The sequence below is a fragment of the Paraburkholderia aromaticivorans genome, assembly GCF_002278075.1.
Lineage (GTDB): Bacteria > Pseudomonadota > Gammaproteobacteria > Burkholderiales > Burkholderiaceae > Paraburkholderia > Paraburkholderia aromaticivorans.
In genome coordinates, this window is sequence record NZ_CP022989.1 from 3988982 (window position 1) to 4007736 (window position 18755).

An 18755-nucleotide genomic window follows, 5' to 3' on the forward strand; every position below is an offset into this window, starting at 1 on the left:
CCGATCAGGCGCGATGCCGTGACCGGGCAACAGACCACCCGAGACACTGGCCGCACCGATCGCAGCATGGGGATTCACAGGATTACTATCCATGTATCCCCCACCACGATGACGCTCAAGCGCGGCGGCTTCTTCATTCACGGCGGCACGCACCCGGGGAGCGCCGGCTGTATCAACCTGCATGGTGCAATGGAGAACTTTGTGCGCGACGCCAGGACGAAGTAAAAGCCGACCCAGACTGCTTCATCCCGCTAAAAGTCCGCTATTCAAAGTGAAAAGAAATGGCCCTATACGCATTTTGTCCATGATCGCGATGTATGCCGTCCTGCTTGCCCCAGGCACGCTCAACGCATGCAACCTGAGCGAGGCGTATGGTAGCGGCACACCTTCTACTCCCGGTCGACAAACATGGACAAGTGGATCGATCCATTGCCCATGCTTGCCGCCCTCGACGCCGCGGTGCTGTTCGCGGTCGTGCGCTGGGCGTTGTGGTGCGAACGCATCGGCGCCCGGACATGGATTGCGCCTCCGAAGCGCCGCCGCGCCAGCCTATGGCGCGCGCGAGCATGCTGAAATCTGCTCGTGAAGCCGGAACCTGGCGCGCCCCGCGCCTAGCCGCAAACACTCCCCACGCTGATCCGTTGCACTTCCCGCCTCCCCTCCAACACCGCGCTTTCCCCCAGCGCATACGCCACGCAGCGCCTCGCCAGCACCTCGGTCGGATCGACGAGCCTCACCACTCGCCCGCCCCCGCAGGCCTGCACGGCGTCGCGCAACAGCAGCGGCAACTCGGTACAGCCCAGTACGATCACTTGCACGCCTTGCGCGGCCAGATCGTCGAGCGCCACGGCGAGGTCGTCACAGCACTCGCCCGAGATGAAGCCGGCTTTCGCGCCCTTCGGCCCGTAGACGGCGCGCATCAACCGCGCCTGAGCCTGCTCGCCCGGCGCGATCTGCACGAAACCACGCGCCTCGAGCGAGCGTTCATAAACGCGGCTCGCGAGCGTGCCCGTGGTGGCCAGCACCCCGACTTCACGCAGACCCGGAAAGTTCGCCTGCAGATAATCGGCGGCACAGGTCAGCATATTCACGATCGGAATGCCGAGCGAGGGCTGGATCCGCTCGACGAACGCATGCGCCGTATTGCACGGAATCGCGATCAGGTCCGCGCCGCCTTCTTCGAGCGTCTTGCACGCGGCATACAGCGCGAGCGTCGGATCTTCACCGTTGCCGGTCAGCGCGGCCGTACGGTCGGGGATCTGCGGATTCTGCTCGACCATGATCCTGATGTGGTCCTGATCGCACGCGGCGGGCGTATTGCGCACCAGCTTGGCCATGAAATCGACCGTTGCCGCCGGCCCCACGCCGCCCAGCACGCCCACCTTGAAGCGCCGCTCCTGCTGCGCGTATTGAGCCGACGCGACGTAGCGCGCGTAGACCAGATTGACGTCGATGAGCGGCACCTCGAGCCGGCCGAGCGCGCGCGCCACCAGCGCGATTTCGAAGAGACCCGGCAGGATGATCTCCGCGCCCTGCGCGATGAGATCCGCGCACGCCGCGCGCAACAACTCGACCGGGCGCCCATAAAAGCGGCCATTCGTGATGCCTTCGTCGCCATACACGGCGCTCGTCACGCAGTCGAAGCCCGCTTCGTTGCGAGGATGCAGCACGTCGAATCGCGCGGCGTCGAAATAACGTTCGAAAAGCCGGTTATCGCGGATCGCGTCCGAAGTCAGCACGCCGATCCGGCGCACCGACGGAAACGCTTGCCGCACATGCGCCGCCAGCGCCGCCATGAGGTTGGCGACGGGCACGGCCACGTTGCCCGAGAGTTCGTCGATAAAGGTATGGCTGAGAAAGCACGGCAACACGATCGCTTCGACACCGCGCTTTTCGAACGCGCGTATGGCGTCGAACACATGAATCTTGAACCGGGCGCTGACCTCGCTCTGCGAGGCCGGCCCTTGCCATGGTCGCTGCTCAAGAACGAGATCGAATGGACGCGCCGCGCCGTGTTGCTGCCCGGCTGCGCTCATTCTGCACAGGACGTCGGCGCTGGCGAGCTGTGCCGCACCGGTCACGACGCCCAGCGAACGATAGCGATTCATGATGACTTCCCCTGTTTTTCTTGCCATCCGCTTCGATGGTAGGCGGCTTTGGCGCCACTGAGGATGACATTATCTCGGGGGACTATGACATGGGGTTAACCACGAATCGAACATTTCCCCGCGTTTGCGGGGTCGGTGGCAAGGGCAACCGGCTAGGCCGCTTCGACGACGCCGTGCGGCGCGCCGCGCTTGCGGCGCTCCAGCGTGCTGATGCACAGCAGCGACACGCCGGCCAGAACACTATAGAACACGGCCAGCGGCCACCAGGCACCCGGATAACGATGCGCGAGCAACGTTCCGATCAGCGGCGTCAGACCGCCGGCCAGCGCGGCGCACACCTGGTACGACAGCGAAATCGCCGAATACCTGACGCGCACGGCGAACGCGGTCGACATGAAGCCGGCCATCACCGCGTACGAACTCGACATGCACATCACCGCCAGCGCGATGCCGATCACGATCGCCACCGGCCGCCCGGTCGAGACCAGCGCGAACATGGGATACGGCGACAGCATCGCCAACGCCGCCGCGCCCTTCAGGAACCGTCCCGTGCCGATGCGTTGCGCGAACCATCCGGAACCTAGTTGCGTGAACAACTGAATGAACGCCACGACGAACAGGCAGTCCAGAATCAACGAGCGGTCGAGGCCGAGCGTTTGCGTCGTGTAATTGAGCATGAAGGTGTTGACGAACCACGCGCCGGCCACGCCGATCACATTCGCGCCGAGGCACAGCAACAGCGTGCGCCACGCGTCGCGCACGACTTCGGCGACGGGCAGCGCGGCCACTCGCCGTTGCGCCTTGAGCGCCTTGAATTCCGGCGATTCGTCGACACCCGCGCGGATCAGCAGGCCGACCACCAGCAGCGCCGCGCTCGCGAGAAACGGCAGGCGCCATCCCCAACCGAGGAACGCGTCCTTGTCCATCGATGCCACCGCACGAAACGCGAGCAGCGACAGGATCAGGCCCGCCGGACTGCCGAGCTGCGCGAACGAAGCGAAAAAAGTCCGCCGTCCTTGCGGCGCGTGTTCGCTCGCCATCAACACCGCGCCGCCCCACTCGCCGCCGATCGCAATTCCCTGCGCCACGCGCAGCAGCACGAGCAGCACGGGCGCCCACACGCCGGCGCTCGCATAGGTCGGCAGAAAGCCGATGCCGACGGTGCCGACGCCCATGATCGCCAGCGTCGCGACCAGTGCTTTCTTGCGGCCGATGCGGTCGCCGAGGTGGCCGAACACCAGCCCGCCGAACGGTCGCGCGAAGAAGCCGACCGCGAAGGTGCCGAACGAAGCCAGCGTGGCGAAGAACGGATCGCCGCCGGGAAAGAACAGCTTGCCGAAGATCAGTGCGGACGCCGTGGCGTAAATATAAAAGTCGTACCACTCGATCGTGGTGCCGACGAAGGCCGCGGCTGCGGCGCGCGTGGGTTGCCGGCCTGCGGCGTGGACATCGGGCTCGCGATTCATGTCTCTGTCTCCAAGGTTTTTCTTCTGGATGGCGCGACTTCTTCGTGCCGTCACCGTTAGCTGCTGCGCTTCTGCTTCTGCTTGCCTACGCTTATGCTTCTGCTTCCGGCTCTCCCGCTTCGAGCCCGCCGGCTTTGAGCACGCCCGCTTCGAACAGACGCCGCTGGGTGGCGGCGTCGATACCCAATGCATCGAGCAAGTCGCGCGTATGGGCGCCGAGCGACGGTGGCGCGCTGCGATAGGTGGCCGGCGTACGCGACAACTTGATCGGCGACGCGGTGCCGCGATACTCGCCCAGCTCGACCACCATGCCGCGATGCAAGGTATGCGGATGCCGCGCCACGACATCGACGGTATGCACGGGTCCGCACGGCACGCCCGCGTTGATCAGCGCGTGGGCGAGCGCTTCGCCGTCGTGCGCGGCGAGCAGGCCTTCGAGCGCGGCCTTCAGCGGCTCGCGATGCGCGCAGCGGCTGCGGTTATCGACGTAGCGCGGATCGTCGGCGAGTTCGGGCGCGCCGAGATGCGCGCACAGCCTCGCGAACTGCCGGTCGTTGCCGACCGCGAGAAAGATCGGCGCGGTCGCGGTGCGATAGCTGTCGTACGGCGTGATGTTCGGATGCGCATTGCCGCTGCGCTGCGGCGTGCGGCCCGAGCCGAAATAATTCGGCAGATGCGGATGCAGCAGCGATACGCCGCAGTCGTACAACGCGATATCGATCGACTGGCCACGGCCGCTGCGCGCGCGCTCGGCGAGTGCGAGCAGAATGCCGGCGAGCGCGTTCAGCCCAGTGACCATGTCGACCACCGGCAGGCCGACGCGCGTGGCAGGCCCGTCGCGCTCGCCGTTCACGCTCATCAGGCCGGTCATCGCCTGAATCGCGGCGTCGTAGCCCGGCAGGCCGCCAAGCGGGCCGTCGGGACCGAACCCGGACACGGCGCAGTGAATCAGCCTCGGGAAGCGCTCGCGCAAATCGCGCTCGTAGTCCATGCCCCAGCGCGCGAGCGTGCCGGGCTTGAAGTTTTCGACCAGCACGTCGGCGCCTTCGAGCAGCTTCCATAGAATCGCGCGGCCTTCGTCGCGTGACAGATCGACCGCAATGCCCTGCTTGTTGCGATTCACGCCCGCGAAGTACCACGCGGTGTCGCCATGGAACGGCGGGCCCCAGCCGCGTGTTTCGTCGCCGTCTGGCGGTTCGAGCTTGATCACTTGCGCGCCGTGATCGGCGAGCGCCTGCGTGCAGTAAGGGCCGCCGAGCACGCGGCTCAGATCGACGACTTTGAGGCCTTGCAGCGCGCCTTGCGTGCCATCGTTCAGGTGTGCGGTCATTGCGCGCTCCCTGCCGGCAGCAGTTGCAGCGCTTCTGCAAGCGTGACGCCGCGGCCATTGACCAACGCATCGATCACAGCGCTTTCATCCGATGCCGAATGCAACGCCAGCGGATCGACCGGCAACAGTTTGTGCCGCACCACCAGATGAGCCAGCGCGAGACGCCGGTAATCCGGCGCGAGACGCGCGCCTTCGCAGGCCATCAATACGGCGCTGCTCGCGTGATACAACGCCGTGCCTGCCTGGCGGACCCATTCGTCGCGGCCGGAATCCGCCACGCCGCAGAGCGCATCGCACGCGCGCGCGAGCGTCGAGCGCAGCAATGCGAGGCTCGCCGGCGGCAATCCCGCCGCGCCGAGCAGATCCTGCAGATAGGTGCGCAATGGTTCGAGCGCGCCGTCGCGTTTCGCGGCCCGCGCGATGTCGAGCGCGACGATGTTGCTGGTGCCTTCCCAGATCGAACCGAGATGCGCGTCGCGCACGAGCCGCGCGTCGCTCCACTCTTCGATATAGCCGGTGCCGCCACGCACTTCCATCGCGTCGCCGGTCACGCGGCGCGCGTCGCGGCAAGCACGGAATTTGATGAGCGGCGTGAGAATGCGCACGCACTTCGCCGCCTGCCTGTCGCCGGCATCGGCCTGCTGCAACAGCAGCGCGATGCGCATGAACATCGAGCGCGCCTGTTCGGCGGGCAGCATCATCTTGAGCAACTGCCGCTGCATCAACGGCATATCGATCAGCTTGCGGCCGAATGCTTCGCGATGGCGGGCAATGTGCAGCGCCTCCGTCAGCGCACGCCGCATCAAGCCCGCTGCGCGCACGCCGTTCGATAGACGCGACATATTGATCATGTCGGCCATCTGATGAAAACCGCGCCCCACTTCGCCGATCAGATAGGCCACCGCGCCGTCCAGCACGATCTCGCCGCTCGCCATCGAGCGGCTGCCGAGCTTGTCCTTCAGGCGCACGATCCGGTAGCTGTTGCGCGATCCGTCCGGCAGCGTCTTTGGCAAGAGAAACAGTCCCAGTCCGTTGATGCCGGGCGGCGCCGTGTCCGGCCGCGCGAGCACCATCGCGAGATCGGCGTCGGCGTTCGAGCAGAACCATTTATCGCCATAAAGGCGCCACGTCGGCTCGCCATTCGCCTCGACCCCGAGCGTCGCGCGCGTCGCAATGCGCGCGACGTCCGAGCCCGCCGCCTGTTCGGTCATGAACATGGCGCCCTGAAACAGCGTGTCGAAATCGCGCGAGGCGAGCATCGGCAGAAAACGCGCGACCAGTTCCGGCGCGCCGAATTTGCGCAGCGTGCGCGTGAGCGAATCGGTCATGCTCACCGGACAGCAGAGGCCGAATTCCGCCTGCACGAACAGGAAAGTCAGCGCGTATTTCACGAGCGGCGGCGGCGATTGTGTGCCGTCGCTGCTCTCGTGACTCATCGCGGCCAGTCCCAACTCCGCGTAAGCCACGCGTTCCAGCGCGACGTAATCGGGATGCTTGTCGATGCTTTGCAGCGCTTCGCCGCGCCGCGTGCGATGGCGCAATTGCGGCGGGTTCTTGTCGGCGGACAACGCCCAGGCGTCGAGTTCGTCGGAGGCGCGCTGCCCCAGCGAAACGAACTGGCTTTCGAGCTCGCGATACAGCGCATCGCCGAGATGCAGCTTGAGCAGACGCTCGAAGTCGGGGTCGCTGGTAAAGAAGTTGATGCCCCGGCTGTCGGGAATGTTGGATGCGCCGTGTGCCGGCTGCGCGATCTCTTCGCTCATGCTCGTCTCCTTTGTCGACCCGAGTTCGCGCTTTAGCGCGTTACTCGGGTCCCATGCAAAGCTGTCGACCCGAGTTCGCGCTTTAGCGCGCTACTCGGGTTCCATGCACACCTGTGCTCGTGGAAGGAGCATATGAGCGACGACGATAATCGTCTAATACAACTTATATCCGGTACGATAGACGCAGCTTATCGATAAAAAACCGGGAGACAGCCATGGACCTGAAGCAGTTGCGCTATTTCGTGGCGGTCGCCGAAGAACTGCATTTCGGCCGCGCGGCCAAACGGCTATTCATTTCGCAGCCCGCCCTCAGCTTCGACATTCGCAAGTTCGAAGAGCAACTCGGCGTGCAGTTGCTCGCGCGCACCAACAAGACCGTGTCGCTGACCAACGCCGGACAGGTGCTGCTCGGCGAAGCGCGCCGCCTGCTTCTGCAGGCGAGCGAAGCACAGCGCATGACGGTTCGCTCGGCGCATGGCCTCGCCGGGCGCCTGCGGATCGGCTTCGTGAACTCGATGCTGTACCGCGGCATGCCGCAGGCGGTGAAACGCTTCGAGGCCGATTACCCCAGCGTCGAAATCGTCTTGAAGGAGATGAACACCAGCGAACAGGTTCACGCGATCCAGCGAATGCAGATCGACATGGGTTGCGCGCACTGGGGCAATTTCCCGACCGACGTCATCTCCACGCCGATCTTTGCCGAGCCGTTCCTGTGCTGTCTGCCCGCCGCCCATCCGCTCGCGCGCAAACGCAAGGTCGATCTGCGCGCGTTGGCGCAGGAACCGTTCATTCTGTTTCCGCGCACCGTGTCGCCGCACTATCACGATCTGATCATCGCGCAGTGCGTGGGAGCAGGATTCAGTCCATTGATTCGCCATGAGGCGCGCTTGTGGCAAACCGTCGTGACAATGGTCGGCTTCGGCATGGGCGTTGCGCTGGTGCCGTACACGTTGCGCCAGGTGCAGGATCCGCGCGTGTGCTTTTTGCCGCTAACGGGCGAGACGCTGATGTCGCAAGTGCTCCTGCTGCGCAGGAGCGGCGACGCGGAGCCCGTCGCGGAGCGCTTTGTCGACTATCTGATAGACGCGGGCAGCGAGTCCCCGGCCAAGCCTCATTCGTCCGCTTCGCGGCGGGCTTCGTAGGCCGTCAGCAGCTTGTGGGCGACCATATCCACGGCCGGTTTGACGAGCCCGTTCTTGTCGGTCCAAACCTTGGGGGTCAAGGTGCCGCTGAGCGCGACACTGTCCGCGTCGCTCAACGCGAGCAGCGCGGTTTGGACCTCGTCGTCGAAAGCGATCACGTTGACGAAAATCGTGTCGCCGTCGTTGGTGGCCGCGCGCACCTTGCAGGTCACGAACCGCCTGCCGTTCTGCCCCGTGCGGATCTGCGCCTCGCCATACAACCGCCCGCCCACCAGTCCATCGATCATCGCCCTGCTCCTCTTGTCGCGTACCGTGCAAAAGCAGAATCGCCCCGCACGGCGCGTATGATCCCACGAGAGGCCGCGCTGCCTGCATAAAAATGCGCGCGGCTGGACGGCGCGCCACTGCGCGACCAGGACGCCGCCGGCATTCAGCCCGCCGCGCGACGCGGGCTGAAGATGTCGCTCAGCCACTGCGCAAACACCCGCACCCGCGACGACAACTGGCGGTTCTGCGGATACAGCACGGACACCGGCATCGGTGGCGGCGGAAAGTCCGCGAGAATGATCTTCAACTGCCCCGCCGCCAGTTCCGCCGCGACGCGATATTGCGGCACCTGCACGATGCCGAGCCCGGCAAGCGCCGAGCCGGTATAGAGTTCGGTGCCGGTCACCGACACCGCGGACGGCAGGAGCATCGCCACCGTGCGGCCCGCCACGTCGAATTCGAGCGGCACAGGCTTGCCAGTCGCACTCGACACGTAATTGACCGCCCGATGCGCGGACAGCACCGCCGGATCGGCCGGCTCGCCATAGGCGGCGAGATACGCCGGACTCGCCACGGTGACTTGCGGAAGTTGCGCGACGCGGCGCCCCACCATCGACGAATCCTGCAGATTGCCTGCCCGCAGCACGCAATCCACGCCCTCCCGCACCAGATCGACGAACCGGTCGTCTTCGCCGATGGTCAGTTCGATCTCCGGATAGCGCGCAAGAAACGCCGGCAGCGCCGGCACCACGAAGTGCCGCGCCAGCGTGCCCTGCAAATTCACCCGCAGCAGTCCCTTGGGCGCCAGATTCGAAAAGGAGCCCTCCGCCTCTTCCATATCCGCGATCAAGCGCACGCAGCGGCGGTAGTGGGCCTCGCCGTCGTGCGTGAGGCGCACCGTGCGCGTGGTGCGTTCGAGCAGCCGCGCGCCGAGCCGCTGCTCCATGCGCTTCATCAGGTTGGTCACGGTGGCGCGCGGAATCTGCAGATCGTCCGAGGCGCGCGTAAAGCTTTGCCGCTCGGCGATCCGCACGAAAACGCGCATTTCCTCGAAACGATCCATGTTCAGCACCTGGTGGGCGGTCTGCGCGCCAATTGTTAAAGCAAATGGAATGATGATGGTCAGTCTAACCCGATTATCTGCGCCCGAAAAGCGTCCATGATTCACCTCACCTACTCATCGGATACCAAGGAACGCATCATGAATATGCCTGCACGCACCCGAGTTGCTATCGTTACCGGCGCATCCCGCGGCATCGGCGCGGCGGTCGCGCAGCGTCTGGCCAGGGACGGCTTCGCCGTCGCGATCAATTACGCGTCCAGTTCGGCCGAAGCCGACGCGCTGGTCGCCAGGCTCACGGCGGCGGGCGCGCAAGCCCTCGCGGTAAAGGCCGACGTGTCGAATGCCGACGACGTGCGCCGCCTGTTCGAGATCACCGAGCAGCAGCTCGGCAAGGTGGATGTGCTGGTCAACAACGCCGGCGTGCTCAAGACCACGCCGCTCGCCGACACCAGCGACGCGCTGTACGACCAGACCTTCGACATCAACGTGCGCGGCACCTTCAATACCTCGCGCGAAGCCGCCCGACGCATGAACGACGGCGGACGCATCGTCAACTTTTCGAGCACCACGCTGGCGCTGAACATGCCGGGCTATGCGATCTACAACGCCACCAAGGCGGCCGTCGAAGCCTTTACGCATGTGTTCGCCAAGGAACTGCGCGGTCGCGACATCACCGTCAACGCCGTGGCGCCGGGTCCGATCGCGACATCGCTGTTCCTCGACGGCAAGACCGAAGAACAGATCCAGACATTCGCGAAGATGCCGCCGCTGCAACGCCTCGGCCAGCCTGACGATATCGCATCGGTGGTGGCGTTCCTCGCCGGTCCGGATGCGGGCTGGGTGAACGGCCAGATTCTGCGTGCGAACGGCGGCCTCGCCTGACACGCATGATGCGCCTGATGCGCCACTTGCCGAGCGGTCTTTGAGCCCCGCCTCGCTTTCATAAAATCGGAGAAGAAAAAGGGCAGAAGAACCTGATCCTCGTGACGGGCGCAGGCACGGGCATCGGCGAACTCGGCCGCCGCCATGACAGCGAACTGTTCGCCGCCCGGGCCGAACTCGCGCAATGAGGTCGAACCGGAGCGCGTGTCATGCAACGGGCCGCTGCACGAATCCTTGACTTACACCGCCTTCGGATTGCGTTCCGCGAAACCTTCCTGATGCCAGTACGGATAGGCGGGACGCACGGCGCTCGCCGCATCGAGCTTCGCCATCTGCTCGGGCGTCAGATTCCAGCCCACCGCGCCGAGGTTCTGCCGCAATTGCTCCTCGTTGCGCGCGCCGATCAGCACCGTGGAGACGGTGGGCCGCTGCAGCAGCCAGTTCAGTGCGATCTGCGGCACCGTCTTGCCGGTTTCGCCGGCGATCTCGTCGATCGCATCGAGGACGCGGAACAGATAGTCGTCCGGCACCGGCGGCCCCATGTCGGCGGTTTTATGCAAACGGCTCGAATCGGGCAACGGCTGGCTGCGCTTGATCTTGCCGGTGAGACGCCCCCAGCCCAGCGGACTCCACACCACCGCGCCCACGCCTTGATCGATGCCGAGCGGCATCAACTCCCACTCGTAATCGCGGCCCACCAGCGAGTAGTAGGTCTGATTCGCGACGTAGCGCGGATAGCCGTAGCGGTCCGCCACGTCCTGCGACTTCATCAGGTGCCAGCCGGAGAAATTCGACACGCCGGTATAGCGGATCTTGCCGGCCCGCACCAGATCGTCCAGCGTCGAAAGCACTTCGGCGACCGGGGTTCTCGCGTCGAAGCCGTGCAACTGGAACAGGTCGATGTAATCCGTCTGCAAGCGCTTGAGCGCCGCGTCCACCGCCTGAATCAGATGGAAGCGCGACGAGCCGACGTTGTTCGGCCCATCGTCGAAACGGAAGGTCGCCTTGGTCGAGATGATCGCCTTGTCGCGCTTGCCCTTGAGCGCTTCACCGAGCACCGACTCGGACGCGCCGCTCGAATAGATGTCCGCGGTGTCGAACATAGTGACACCCGCATCGAAGCAGATGTCGATCAGCCTGCGCGCCTCGGCGACGTCGGTCGCGCCCCACGCCTGAAAAAATTCGCCCTTGCCGCCGAATGTGCCTGTGCCGAAACTCAACACCGGCACCTTGAAACCGGACGCACCCAGATGTCTGTATTCCATTGATGAATCTCCGTGGCTTGACCGTCGATAAAACGGACGTTCAGTCTACGCGCGTCTGCGCAAACACGCCGGGAGCACCAACGGTATCTTCATCGCGAGTGAGCGGCGCCCGCGGCCGATGCGCTCAACGCGGCCAGCGCATCGCGCACGGCCTCGATCACGCTGTCCCAATCGCCTAATGCGGGCTGCCTGAACAGCCTCGCCCCCGGATACCACGGCGTATCGGTGCGCTCCAGCATCCAGCGCCAGCAGGTGTCGAAGCGGTTCAGAATCCAGACCGGCCTCGCGAGCGCGCCGGCCAGATGGGCGGTGGACGTGTCCACGGAAATCACCAGATCGAGATTCGCCACCAGTGCCGCGGTGTCGGCGAAATCGGCCAGTTCTTCGGTGAGGTCGATCATGCGCCCGCCCCACGCAGCGCTATCGAGCTGCTGCGCCGCAGGTCCTTTCTGCAAGCTGAAGAACTGCACGTTCGGCACATCGAGAATCGGCGCGAGTCGCTCGAACGCAATCGAACGGCGCGCGTCGTTCTTGCGAAGCTCCGCGACATGCGGCCGGTTTCCGCCCGCCCACACGAGTCCGACTTTCAATCGGCCATCTGCTCGCGCGTGAATCCGCTCGCGCCATTGGCGAGCCGCTTCGGCATCCGCGAACAGATACGGTGTTGCCGACGGCATGGTGTCGAGATCCGTTTTGAATGCCAGCGGCAGACTGAGCAGCGGACAGTGGCAATCGAATGGCGGCAACGGTTGGCCAGCTTCGATCAACTGGTCCACGCCGTCGAGCGTGGACAGGATGCGCATCAGTTCGGGCTGCACTTCGAGCACGACCTTCGCGCCGAGCTTCGAAACCCGCGTGGCATAACGGCAAAACTGCAGCGTATCGCCGAGGCCCTGCTCCGCGTGCAGCAGAATCGTCTTGCCGTCGATCGAAAAGTCCCCCAGCCAAAGGGGCTGCGCAAAAGCGCGCCGGCTCGCCTTGATGCGGCTGCGCTCCCAGCGCCATTCATATTTCTGCCAACCGGCTTCGAACCGTCCCAGCTGCAACAGGCACAGCGACTCGTTCCAATGCGTCTCCGCCGCCGCGGGATTCGCGGCCAGTGCGCGCTCGTAGCTCGATAGCGCCTGTGCGTGCTGGCCGAGATCGATTTGCGCGAGGCCGAGATTGTTCCAGGCATCGGCGAATGCCGGTGCCAATTCAAGCGCGCGACGGTAGCTGCGTTCAGCTTCTTCCGGCTGGTTCAGGTCGCTGAACGCATTGCCGCGATTACTCCACGCATCCGGATAATTGGGCTGCAACGCGAGCGCGTGATCACAGCTTGCGAGCGCATCGGCGGGACGACCCAGATCGCGCAGCACACAGGCGCGGTTGTTCCAGGCCTGCGCAAAATCCGGCATCAACGCAATCGCGCGATCGAAACTGCCGAGCGCGTCGAGCGGCCGGTTCAGGCCGGCTTGCGCGTTGCCGCGATTGTTCAGTGCGTCGGCAAATTTGGGCTGTAAAGCCAGTGCGCGATCGGCGCTCGCGAGGGCTTCGTCGAAACGCCGCAAGGCATTCAACGCATAGGCGAGATTCGAATGAACCGGCGCTTGTTTCGCGTTGACGGCAAGCGCCTTTCTAAGCAGATCGACACCCTCTTGCAGGCGCCCCGCTTGCAGCGTCAGCGCACCCAGCAATTGCAGCGCGTCGGCATGACGGGGTTTGAGTTCGAGGATCTCGCGATAGAGTTCTTCGGCCTCGGCAAATGCGCCGTTCTGCTGAAGCCCTACGGCTTGCCGAAGCATATGGTCCAACTGTTGCGGCAGATTGGCAGGCTTGCTCATGCGGAGGGTGTTGATCGAATGCGCTTGAGAATCGGGGAAGCTGTCGGAGCGCGGGCGTCATCCAGCATCATGCGCGCGGACCCGAAAGAGCGAAGCCGATTATCGCCGAAAACCGCCCATTCGAACTGGCGCGCGTCACGCGCGAGCGTGACGCGCGCCAAAGCGTTTCCTGCTTATTGTCTACTGCTGATTGCTTACTGTGCGGCGCTCGGCAGATGCTTGCGCTTGGCGAGATCCTGGGCCATCGCGTAGTGCTCCTGGATGGTCGGCAGCGCCTTCTTCGCCGCGTCCTTCAGCTGTTCGTCGCGGCCCGAAGCGATTTCCGCCTGGAATGCCGACAGGGCTTTCTGTTCGCCGGCGAGCGCGACCTGTTCGATATACACCTTGTCGAAGTCGGCGCCGCGCAGGTTGTTGATGCTCGCGAGCACGGCCGTGTCGGGATCGTTCTTCGGCACGTCGACGCCGCGCGGGCTGGCCGCGCGCAGCGCGTCGGAGATTTTCGCGTTGTCGGTGGAGACACGTTCGGCGAATGCCTTGACGTCGCGGTCGGTCGAGCGCGAGGTGGCGATGCGGGCGGCGTCGCGTTGCGTCGCGACGGCCTTGGTGCCGTCCGCGATGAACGTCTGGTCGGCGGCATGCAGACGGCCGGCGTCTGCCGCGGGCGCTGCGGGTGCGGTTTGAGCGTTGGCCGCGGTGGCGACGACGAGCAGGCCGGCCACGCAGGCACTGGCAATGGTGGCGAGAGGCAAGCGGATCATACGTTCTCCTTGGGTGGAAGCGAAACGACAACAATGCGTGTGCGCCCCGGGTGTCATGCCGGTTACACCGATACCTTGCAGTCAGCTTTCGAGCCGCTGACGGCGCCACGCTCTTATCGCTGTGCATTCTAGGAGCCGGGTTACGCACTATGTGATACGACGCTGTCGCTTCTGTAACCGCAGGTAACCTTCATATGAATGTCGTGGCGGGCGTGTAGTGCGGCCGTCCTTGGCTCGAGGTGCTTCATGCCGGTCCGATGGCTCCCCTCCCGGCTGCGTGTTAACCACAGGATGCGAGGAAAACCGCGCGGACTCGCTGAACTTTCCGCCCGCCGCGCCGATAACAGAGGAGTAGGGCAGGCGCCAGGATCGGACGTAACGGTTGTATGGCGCATGACACGCACCGCAACCCTGGAGAGCTTCAATGGCAGTAGAAAACCGCGCGAGCGACGAACGCAGCAACCTGACGAGTTCCAACAAATTCGAGCTGCTGCTGTACCGGTTGGGCTCGGTGCCCGGCAGCGACGCACACGAGCTTTATGGCATCAACGTCTTCAAGGTGCGCGAAATCTCGACAATGCCGGCGGTCACGCCGATCGCCGGCTCGTCCCCCTTCGTGATGGGCGCGGTGGACATTCGCGGCCAGATCATCCCCGTGATCGATTTGCCTCGGCTGATGGGCTGCGAGCCGACGCGCGGCCTGAACATCTTGCTGGTGACGGAATTCGCGCGCTCCACGCAGGCCTTCGCGGTCGAGGAAGTCGACGATATCGTGCGGCTGGAGTGGAACCAGGTGTTGTCCGCCGAGGGCGCGGCAGGTGGCAATCTCGTCACGAGTATTGCGCGGATCGACGGCAATACCGGCGACTCGCGGCTCGCTCAGGTGATCGATGTGGAGCAGGTGTTGCGCGATGTGTTTCCGTCACAGCATCCGAGCGTCGATCCTGCGTCGGTGGGAGAGGCGCTGGGGATCCGGCGTGGGGCGAAGATTCTTGCCGCGGACGATTCGGGGTTTGCGCGAAAGCTCATTGAGCAGGCTTTGAGCGCGATTGGCGCTGACTTCGTCATGACCAAGACTGGAGAAGAAGCCTGGCATACCTTGCAGCAGGTCGCGCGGGAGGCTCAGTCCAATGGGACGCGCGTGAAGGATAGTATCGCGCTGGTCTTGACGGATCTCGAGATGCCCGAGATGGATGGGTTCATGCTCACCCGGCAGATCAAGGCGGATGAACGGACTCGGGATATTCCGGTCATTATTCATTCTTCTCTGACTGGGGCGGCGAATGAGGCGCATGTGAAGAATGCCGGGGCGAATGGGTATGTGGCCAAGTTTGCCGCTGCTGAGTTGGCTGATGCTATTCGGAATGCGCTTGGGGTTTTGCCTGCGGCTGAAGGTGTTGTTTGAGCGCTTTTTTTCTGGCCTTTTTTTCCTGGGTTTTTTGGGAGTTGGGCTTTTGTTCAAGCCGCTGTGGTCTATTAGCGTTGCCCTGTGCGGGGCGGCACTTACTTTCTTTGCCGCGGCAAAGAAAGTAAGCAAAGAAAGCCGCTTTGCACCGCTAACTATTAAGCGGGTCCCCCGCACAGTCACGGTAGTGGTGCATCTGGAATCAGGACTCTCGCACATTCAAGCTCAGTGACAAGGCAGCCATTCTTCCGGCGGCGCTGCGCGCGCCGTGGCGGTCGTTCATTTTGAGTCCTGCTCCGTGATTCGGTTGAGCTCGACTGAAAAAGTCATTCGGCTCGTTTCAAGGCCCATCGTGTTCAACATCTTCGGTCGGTGGAACGCCGCGAGTTTTGCGCGTTGTTCTCGTGTTCCGATGTCGAGCTGCGTCAGCAGTTCCGCAACCACCGCGTACAGTACGCCGACGTTGCCGTCCTCGATCTTTACGGCAATGCCCAGTGCACCGCTCGCGCCCGCCCTCCCCGTTTGCTCCGACGCGCGTACGCCTATCGCGTAGCTGCCGTCCGCGCCAACCTTGCCGACCAGCGCGCCGTTGAACGCTTGCATCAACTGCGTGCAGAAGCGGCCCTCGCCCCCGACCAGTTCCGGATAGGTCGTCATCGCGCGGTAGATTCGCGCGAGCGCTGCCGTGCGCGATGTGCCGGCCGCCCCCTTCGAGACCTCGTCCTGCGCAGCGGCCAGCTTCGCGAAGAGACGCGCCAACCGGTCGAGCGGAAAGGCCGGCGTCGGCAGATTGCAGCCATCGGTGGCCCATTGCACCGCAGCGTCGGGTAAATCGCAGACGTTAGCGACCGTGTGTTTCACCCGCACCTGCAAAGGATGGTCGGGCCGCTCGTAACCCGCTATCGCCGCGCCGATCGATTGCGCGCCGGCCAGCATGCCCGCATGTTTGCCGGAACAGTTGCTGCACACGGCGCCCGGCTTGAAGTCGCGCTTGAGCCAATCGACGTAGACGGCATCCGATAACGGTGGATGGCCGCCGCAGCGCAGGTCGGCTGCGCTCGCCTGCGCCTTGGCCAGCATCTGCCGCGTGCGTTCGATGTGGCGCGCCTCGCTGCTGTGCGAGGCGCACATCAGCGCGAGATCGGCTTCGTCAAAACCGAAGCGCTCCAGTGCGCCGGTTTCCAGCACCGCCAACGCTTGTGCGGGCTTCGCCGCCGAACGCGCCAGCGTCACGCGCGACGGATCGCCGAATGACGCCAGCAAGCGCCCGTTCGCGTCGACCACCGCGACGTGCGCGAGGTGCGTGTTCTCAATCGAATCGCCGCGGTAGACAGTCGCCGCAATCGGCCCGGTGGCGCGCAAGCTCATGCTGATTCTCCTCGTAATCGGTCTGGTCGCCCGGACTGCATGGAATCCTGAAGTACGCGGGCAATTCTACGTTCGTCTCCCCCGCGAACCAACCCCGCGTGACGACTCCTTGTCATGCGGCACGCGTGCAGTGGTTCGCTCATGCCTTATCGGGCGCGTCGTGAAGGTGCTCGACGAGGTAGTCGATCAATGCCCTCACCTTCGGCGGCAGGAAGCGATTCGGTGGATACAGCAGCCACACCGACCCCACGTACGCGCGCGCTTCGAGATTCCAGTCCGGCAAAACCTGAACGAGTTCGCCGCCTCGCAAGGATTCGGAGGCGGCAAACTCCGGTACGCAAGCAATGCCGAAACCCTGAAGCGCGGCTTCAAGCCGCGCGCCGGCATGATTGGCCGTGTAGCGCCCCTTCACATGGACGTTCTGGGTCTCCGTGCCGCGGCGCAAGCGCCAGCGGTTGTCGTCGGCCGTCTCGCCGAGGTGAATGCACGCCTGTTTCAGCAGATCGCGTGGCTGCGCCGGCGTACCGCGCTCGCGCAAATACGCGGCCGACGCCACCAGCAGCCAGCGCACCGAGCCTAATCGGCGCCCAGCGAGACCCTGCGGCGGATGCTCGGTCAGACGGATCGCCAGATCGACATCGTCGGCGAGCGGATCGATGTCGTGGTCGGTGAAAAGGAGCTGCAGGTCCACCTCGTCGTAAGCGCGCAGAAAGCCGGGAACGAGCGGGTGAATCACGGACTTCGCAAACTGGGTCGGCGCGCTCACGCTGACCTTGCCCTGCGGTTTGCCGGCCAGTTGCCCGGCCGCGTCGACCGCAGCCGACGCGGCGCTCACCATGTCGCGGCAGAATCGCGCGACCTGTGCGCCGGATTCCGTGACTCGCACCGTGCGCGTGGAGCGTTCGAGCAAACGGGTTGCAAGCGCGTCTTCGAGCCGCTTGATCTGCCGGCTGACGGTGGACGGCGTGCTGCCGAGCTGCCGCGCGGCCACCGAGAAATTGCCGGCGTCGACCACGCGCGCGAACACCGCCATATCCGGCAGCAAGGCGAAAAGCTCCGTTGGGGTCATCGTGGAATCCGTGAGGGCGACCGATCTATTAATGCATTCGCGACATAAACGCTGTGCGCCGTGACCCGATTATCACGCCCAGCGCAAAGTTCGACAATACGGGCTCTTTCACCGAGGTCCGCCATGTCGAAACACGAACGCCTGCTCATGCTCTCCGATTTGATGCTGCTCGCCGTCGCCATGGTATGGGGCACCAGTTACGGCGTGGTCAAGAGCGCGCTGGTGTTTTATCCGGTGCTTGGGCTGCTCGCGTTACGCTTCGGCATTACTTTCGTGATCCTCTCGCCGGCGTTGCGCCACCTGCGCGCCGCCGACGCCCGGACGCTGCGCGGCGTGCTGATTGCCGGCGCACTGCTGTTGGGCATCTTCCTGTGTGAAACCTTCGGCCTCCTGATGACAAGCGCCGCCAACGCCGCCTTTCTGATCAGCCTGTGCGTGGTGCTGACGCCGCTCATTGAATGGTTGCTGCTCAGGCGCCGGCCGAGCCGTGTCGAATGGCTGGCGGTGGCGCTTTCCCTGCTGGGCGCGTGGCTGCTCGCCAGCGACGGCGCGCTGAGCTTCAACCCGGGCGACGCGCTGATTCTGCTCGCGGCCCTGCTGCGCGCATTGACGGTGTGCGTGACCAAACGCGTGATGCGCGATTCGGCCCTGCCGCCGTTGTCGGTGACAGCGGTTCAGTCGGGCGTAGTGGCATGCGGCAGCGTGGCGGCCGCCTGGATGTTCGCGCCGCACCCGTGGCAGCCGCTGCCCTCGATTGCCGGACACGCGGCGTTCTGGGGATATGTCGGCTATCTGGTGATCGCGTGCACGCTGTTCGCGTTCTTCGCGCAGAACTTCGCGATCAAGCGCAGCAGCCCCACACGCGTCTCGCTGCTGATGGGCAGCGAACCAGCGTTCGGGGCTTTGTTCGCCTGCGTATGGTTGGGTGAACGAATTTCCTTGACCGCGTGGGTTGGTGGCGCATTGATCGTCGCGGCATCGATTCTGGCGACAGTGCGGTGGCCCGCACTGCGCGTGAGCACCGCGCGGGCCTGAGCAACGGCCCG

The 18755-nt window shown here is 64.5% G+C and carries 17 protein-coding genes; 6 read left to right on the plus strand and 11 right to left on the minus strand.

Annotated elements, in window-relative coordinates:
- The first annotated feature begins 18 nt into the window (after positions 1–18).
- The gene (locus tag CJU94_RS40925) at positions 19–225 is read left to right on the plus strand and encodes a L,D-transpeptidase family protein (RefSeq protein WP_157763765.1); all 207 of its coding nucleotides are present in this window, start codon (positions 19–21) and stop codon (positions 223–225) included.
- Positions 226–408: 183 nt separating this feature from the next.
- Positions 409–573 carry a hypothetical protein gene (locus CJU94_RS41440; RefSeq protein ID WP_167397503.1) on the plus strand — a complete coding sequence of 55 codons (165 nt, stop codon included), beginning with the start codon at positions 409–411 and terminating at the stop codon, positions 571–573.
- A gap of 38 nt (positions 574–611) precedes the next feature.
- On the opposite strand, the gene cuyB is transcribed toward CJU94_RS41440, so the two are convergent.
- The 4 genes from cuyB to CJU94_RS17930 form a co-directional block, all read right to left on the minus strand.
- Entirely contained in the window at positions 612–2108 is a 1497-nt protein-coding gene (cuyB, locus tag CJU94_RS17915) for a cysteate racemase (protein ID WP_095419833.1), read from the minus strand.
- 152 nt (positions 2109–2260) lie between these two features.
- The gene (locus CJU94_RS17920) at positions 2261–3574 is read right to left on the minus strand and encodes an MFS transporter (protein WP_095419834.1); all 1314 of its coding nucleotides are present in this window, start codon (positions 3572–3574) and stop codon (positions 2261–2263) included.
- Between the two features lie 91 nt (positions 3575–3665).
- On the minus strand, positions 3666–4904 hold the full coding sequence (locus CJU94_RS17925; protein WP_095419835.1) for a CaiB/BaiF CoA transferase family protein: 1239 nt from the start codon (positions 4902–4904) through the stop codon (positions 3666–3668).
- Positions 4901–6667, minus strand: coding sequence for an acyl-CoA dehydrogenase family protein (locus CJU94_RS17930; protein ID WP_095419836.1), 1767 nt, complete (start codon positions 6665–6667; stop codon positions 4901–4903). Before CJU94_RS17930 ends, CJU94_RS17925 begins: the two co-directional genes overlap by 4 nt.
- Positions 6668–6882: 215 nt before the next feature.
- Here CJU94_RS17930 and CJU94_RS17935 point away from each other — a divergent pair, with 215 nt between their 5' ends.
- Complete coding sequence (locus tag CJU94_RS17935) at positions 6883–7809, plus strand: LysR family transcriptional regulator (RefSeq protein ID WP_095419837.1); 927 nt, start codon at positions 6883–6885, stop codon at positions 7807–7809.
- Here CJU94_RS17935 and CJU94_RS17940 read toward each other — a convergent pair.
- Both CJU94_RS17940 and CJU94_RS17945 read right to left on the minus strand, forming a co-directional pair.
- Complete coding sequence (locus CJU94_RS17940) at positions 7779–8096, minus strand: single-stranded DNA-binding protein (RefSeq protein WP_095419838.1); 318 nt, start codon at positions 8094–8096, stop codon at positions 7779–7781. The two genes, CJU94_RS17935 and CJU94_RS17940, sit on opposite strands and share 31 nt — an antisense overlap.
- 143 nt (positions 8097–8239) lie before the next feature.
- Positions 8240–9139, minus strand: a complete 900-nt coding sequence (locus tag CJU94_RS17945; protein WP_095419839.1) for a LysR family transcriptional regulator — start codon at positions 9137–9139, stop codon at positions 8240–8242.
- A gap of 138 nt (positions 9140–9277) precedes the next feature.
- Here CJU94_RS17945 and CJU94_RS17950 point away from each other — a divergent pair, with 138 nt between their 5' ends.
- Positions 9278–10021, plus strand: coding sequence for an SDR family oxidoreductase (locus CJU94_RS17950; protein WP_095420427.1), 744 nt, complete (start codon positions 9278–9280; stop codon positions 10019–10021).
- Positions 10022–10260: 239 nt separating this feature from the next.
- Here the strand turns inward: CJU94_RS17950 and CJU94_RS17955 are convergent, their stop codons facing one another.
- The 3 genes from CJU94_RS17955 to CJU94_RS17965 form a co-directional block, all read right to left on the minus strand.
- Complete coding sequence (locus tag CJU94_RS17955) at positions 10261–11286, minus strand: aldo/keto reductase (RefSeq protein ID WP_095419840.1); 1026 nt, start codon at positions 11284–11286, stop codon at positions 10261–10263.
- A gap of 89 nt (positions 11287–11375) precedes the next feature.
- On the minus strand, positions 11376–13109 hold the full coding sequence (locus CJU94_RS17960) for a tetratricopeptide repeat protein (RefSeq protein WP_095419841.1): 1734 nt from the start codon (positions 13107–13109) through the stop codon (positions 11376–11378).
- A 194-nt stretch (positions 13110–13303) separates the two neighbouring features.
- On the minus strand, positions 13304–13867 hold the full coding sequence (locus tag CJU94_RS17965) for a DUF4142 domain-containing protein (protein ID WP_095419842.1): 564 nt from the start codon (positions 13865–13867) through the stop codon (positions 13304–13306).
- A gap of 424 nt (positions 13868–14291) precedes the next feature.
- Here CJU94_RS17965 and CJU94_RS17970 point away from each other — a divergent pair, with 424 nt between their 5' ends.
- Positions 14292–15272 (plus strand): chemotaxis protein, encoded by a 981-nt coding sequence (locus CJU94_RS17970; RefSeq protein WP_095419843.1) that lies wholly within the window; start codon positions 14292–14294, stop codon positions 15270–15272.
- A 279-nt stretch (positions 15273–15551) separates the two neighbouring features.
- On the opposite strand, the gene CJU94_RS17975 is transcribed toward CJU94_RS17970, so the two are convergent.
- Together CJU94_RS17975 and CJU94_RS17980 are read right to left on the minus strand one after the other, a co-directional pair.
- Positions 15552–16640 (minus strand): asparaginase, encoded by a 1089-nt coding sequence (locus CJU94_RS17975; protein WP_095419844.1) that lies wholly within the window; start codon positions 16638–16640, stop codon positions 15552–15554.
- Positions 16641–16779: 139 nt separating this feature from the next.
- Complete coding sequence (locus CJU94_RS17980; protein ID WP_095419845.1) at positions 16780–17709, minus strand: LysR family transcriptional regulator; 930 nt, start codon at positions 17707–17709, stop codon at positions 16780–16782.
- A gap of 123 nt (positions 17710–17832) precedes the next feature.
- Between CJU94_RS17980 and CJU94_RS17985 the strand changes: the two genes are divergently transcribed.
- Positions 17833–18744 carry a DMT family transporter gene (locus CJU94_RS17985; protein WP_095419846.1) on the plus strand — a complete coding sequence of 304 codons (912 nt, stop codon included), beginning with the start codon at positions 17833–17835 and terminating at the stop codon, positions 18742–18744.
- Positions 18745–18755: the final 11 nt, after the last annotated feature.

Coding starts and splice junctions, on each gene's coding strand:
- CJU94_RS17945 (WP_095419839.1), bottom strand. CDS start 9,139: ATGGATCGTTTCGAGGAAATGCGCGTTTTCGTGCGGATCGCCGAGCGG.
- CJU94_RS17970 (WP_095419843.1), top strand. CDS start 14,292: ATGGCAGTAGAAAACCGCGCGAGCGACGAACGCAGCAACCTGACGAGT.
- CJU94_RS17950 (WP_095420427.1), top strand. CDS start 9,278: ATGAATATGCCTGCACGCACCCGAGTTGCTATCGTTACCGGCGCATCC.
- CJU94_RS17935 (WP_095419837.1), top strand. CDS start 6,883: ATGGACCTGAAGCAGTTGCGCTATTTCGTGGCGGTCGCCGAAGAACTG.
- cuyB (WP_095419833.1), bottom strand. CDS start 2,108: ATGAATCGCTATCGTTCGCTGGGCGTCGTGACCGGTGCGGCACAGCTC.
- CJU94_RS17960 (WP_095419841.1), bottom strand. CDS start 13,109: ATGAGCAAGCCTGCCAATCTGCCGCAACAGTTGGACCATATGCTTCGG.
- CJU94_RS17920 (WP_095419834.1), bottom strand. CDS start 3,574: ATGAATCGCGAGCCCGATGTCCACGCCGCAGGCCGGCAACCCACGCGC.
- CJU94_RS17955 (WP_095419840.1), bottom strand. CDS start 11,286: ATGGAATACAGACATCTGGGTGCGTCCGGTTTCAAGGTGCCGGTGTTG.
- CJU94_RS17975 (WP_095419844.1), bottom strand. CDS start 16,640: ATGAGCTTGCGCGCCACCGGGCCGATTGCGGCGACTGTCTACCGCGGC.
- CJU94_RS17930 (WP_095419836.1), bottom strand. CDS start 6,667: ATGAGCGAAGAGATCGCGCAGCCGGCACACGGCGCATCCAACATTCCC.
- CJU94_RS17985 (WP_095419846.1), top strand. CDS start 17,833: ATGTCGAAACACGAACGCCTGCTCATGCTCTCCGATTTGATGCTGCTC.
- CJU94_RS17940 (WP_095419838.1), bottom strand. CDS start 8,096: ATGATCGATGGACTGGTGGGCGGGCGGTTGTATGGCGAGGCGCAGATC.
- CJU94_RS41440 (WP_167397503.1), top strand. CDS start 409: ATGGACAAGTGGATCGATCCATTGCCCATGCTTGCCGCCCTCGACGCC.
- CJU94_RS17980 (WP_095419845.1), bottom strand. CDS start 17,709: ATGACCCCAACGGAGCTTTTCGCCTTGCTGCCGGATATGGCGGTGTTC.
- CJU94_RS17925 (WP_095419835.1), bottom strand. CDS start 4,904: ATGACCGCACACCTGAACGATGGCACGCAAGGCGCGCTGCAAGGCCTC.
- CJU94_RS17965 (WP_095419842.1), bottom strand. CDS start 13,867: ATGATCCGCTTGCCTCTCGCCACCATTGCCAGTGCCTGCGTGGCCGGC.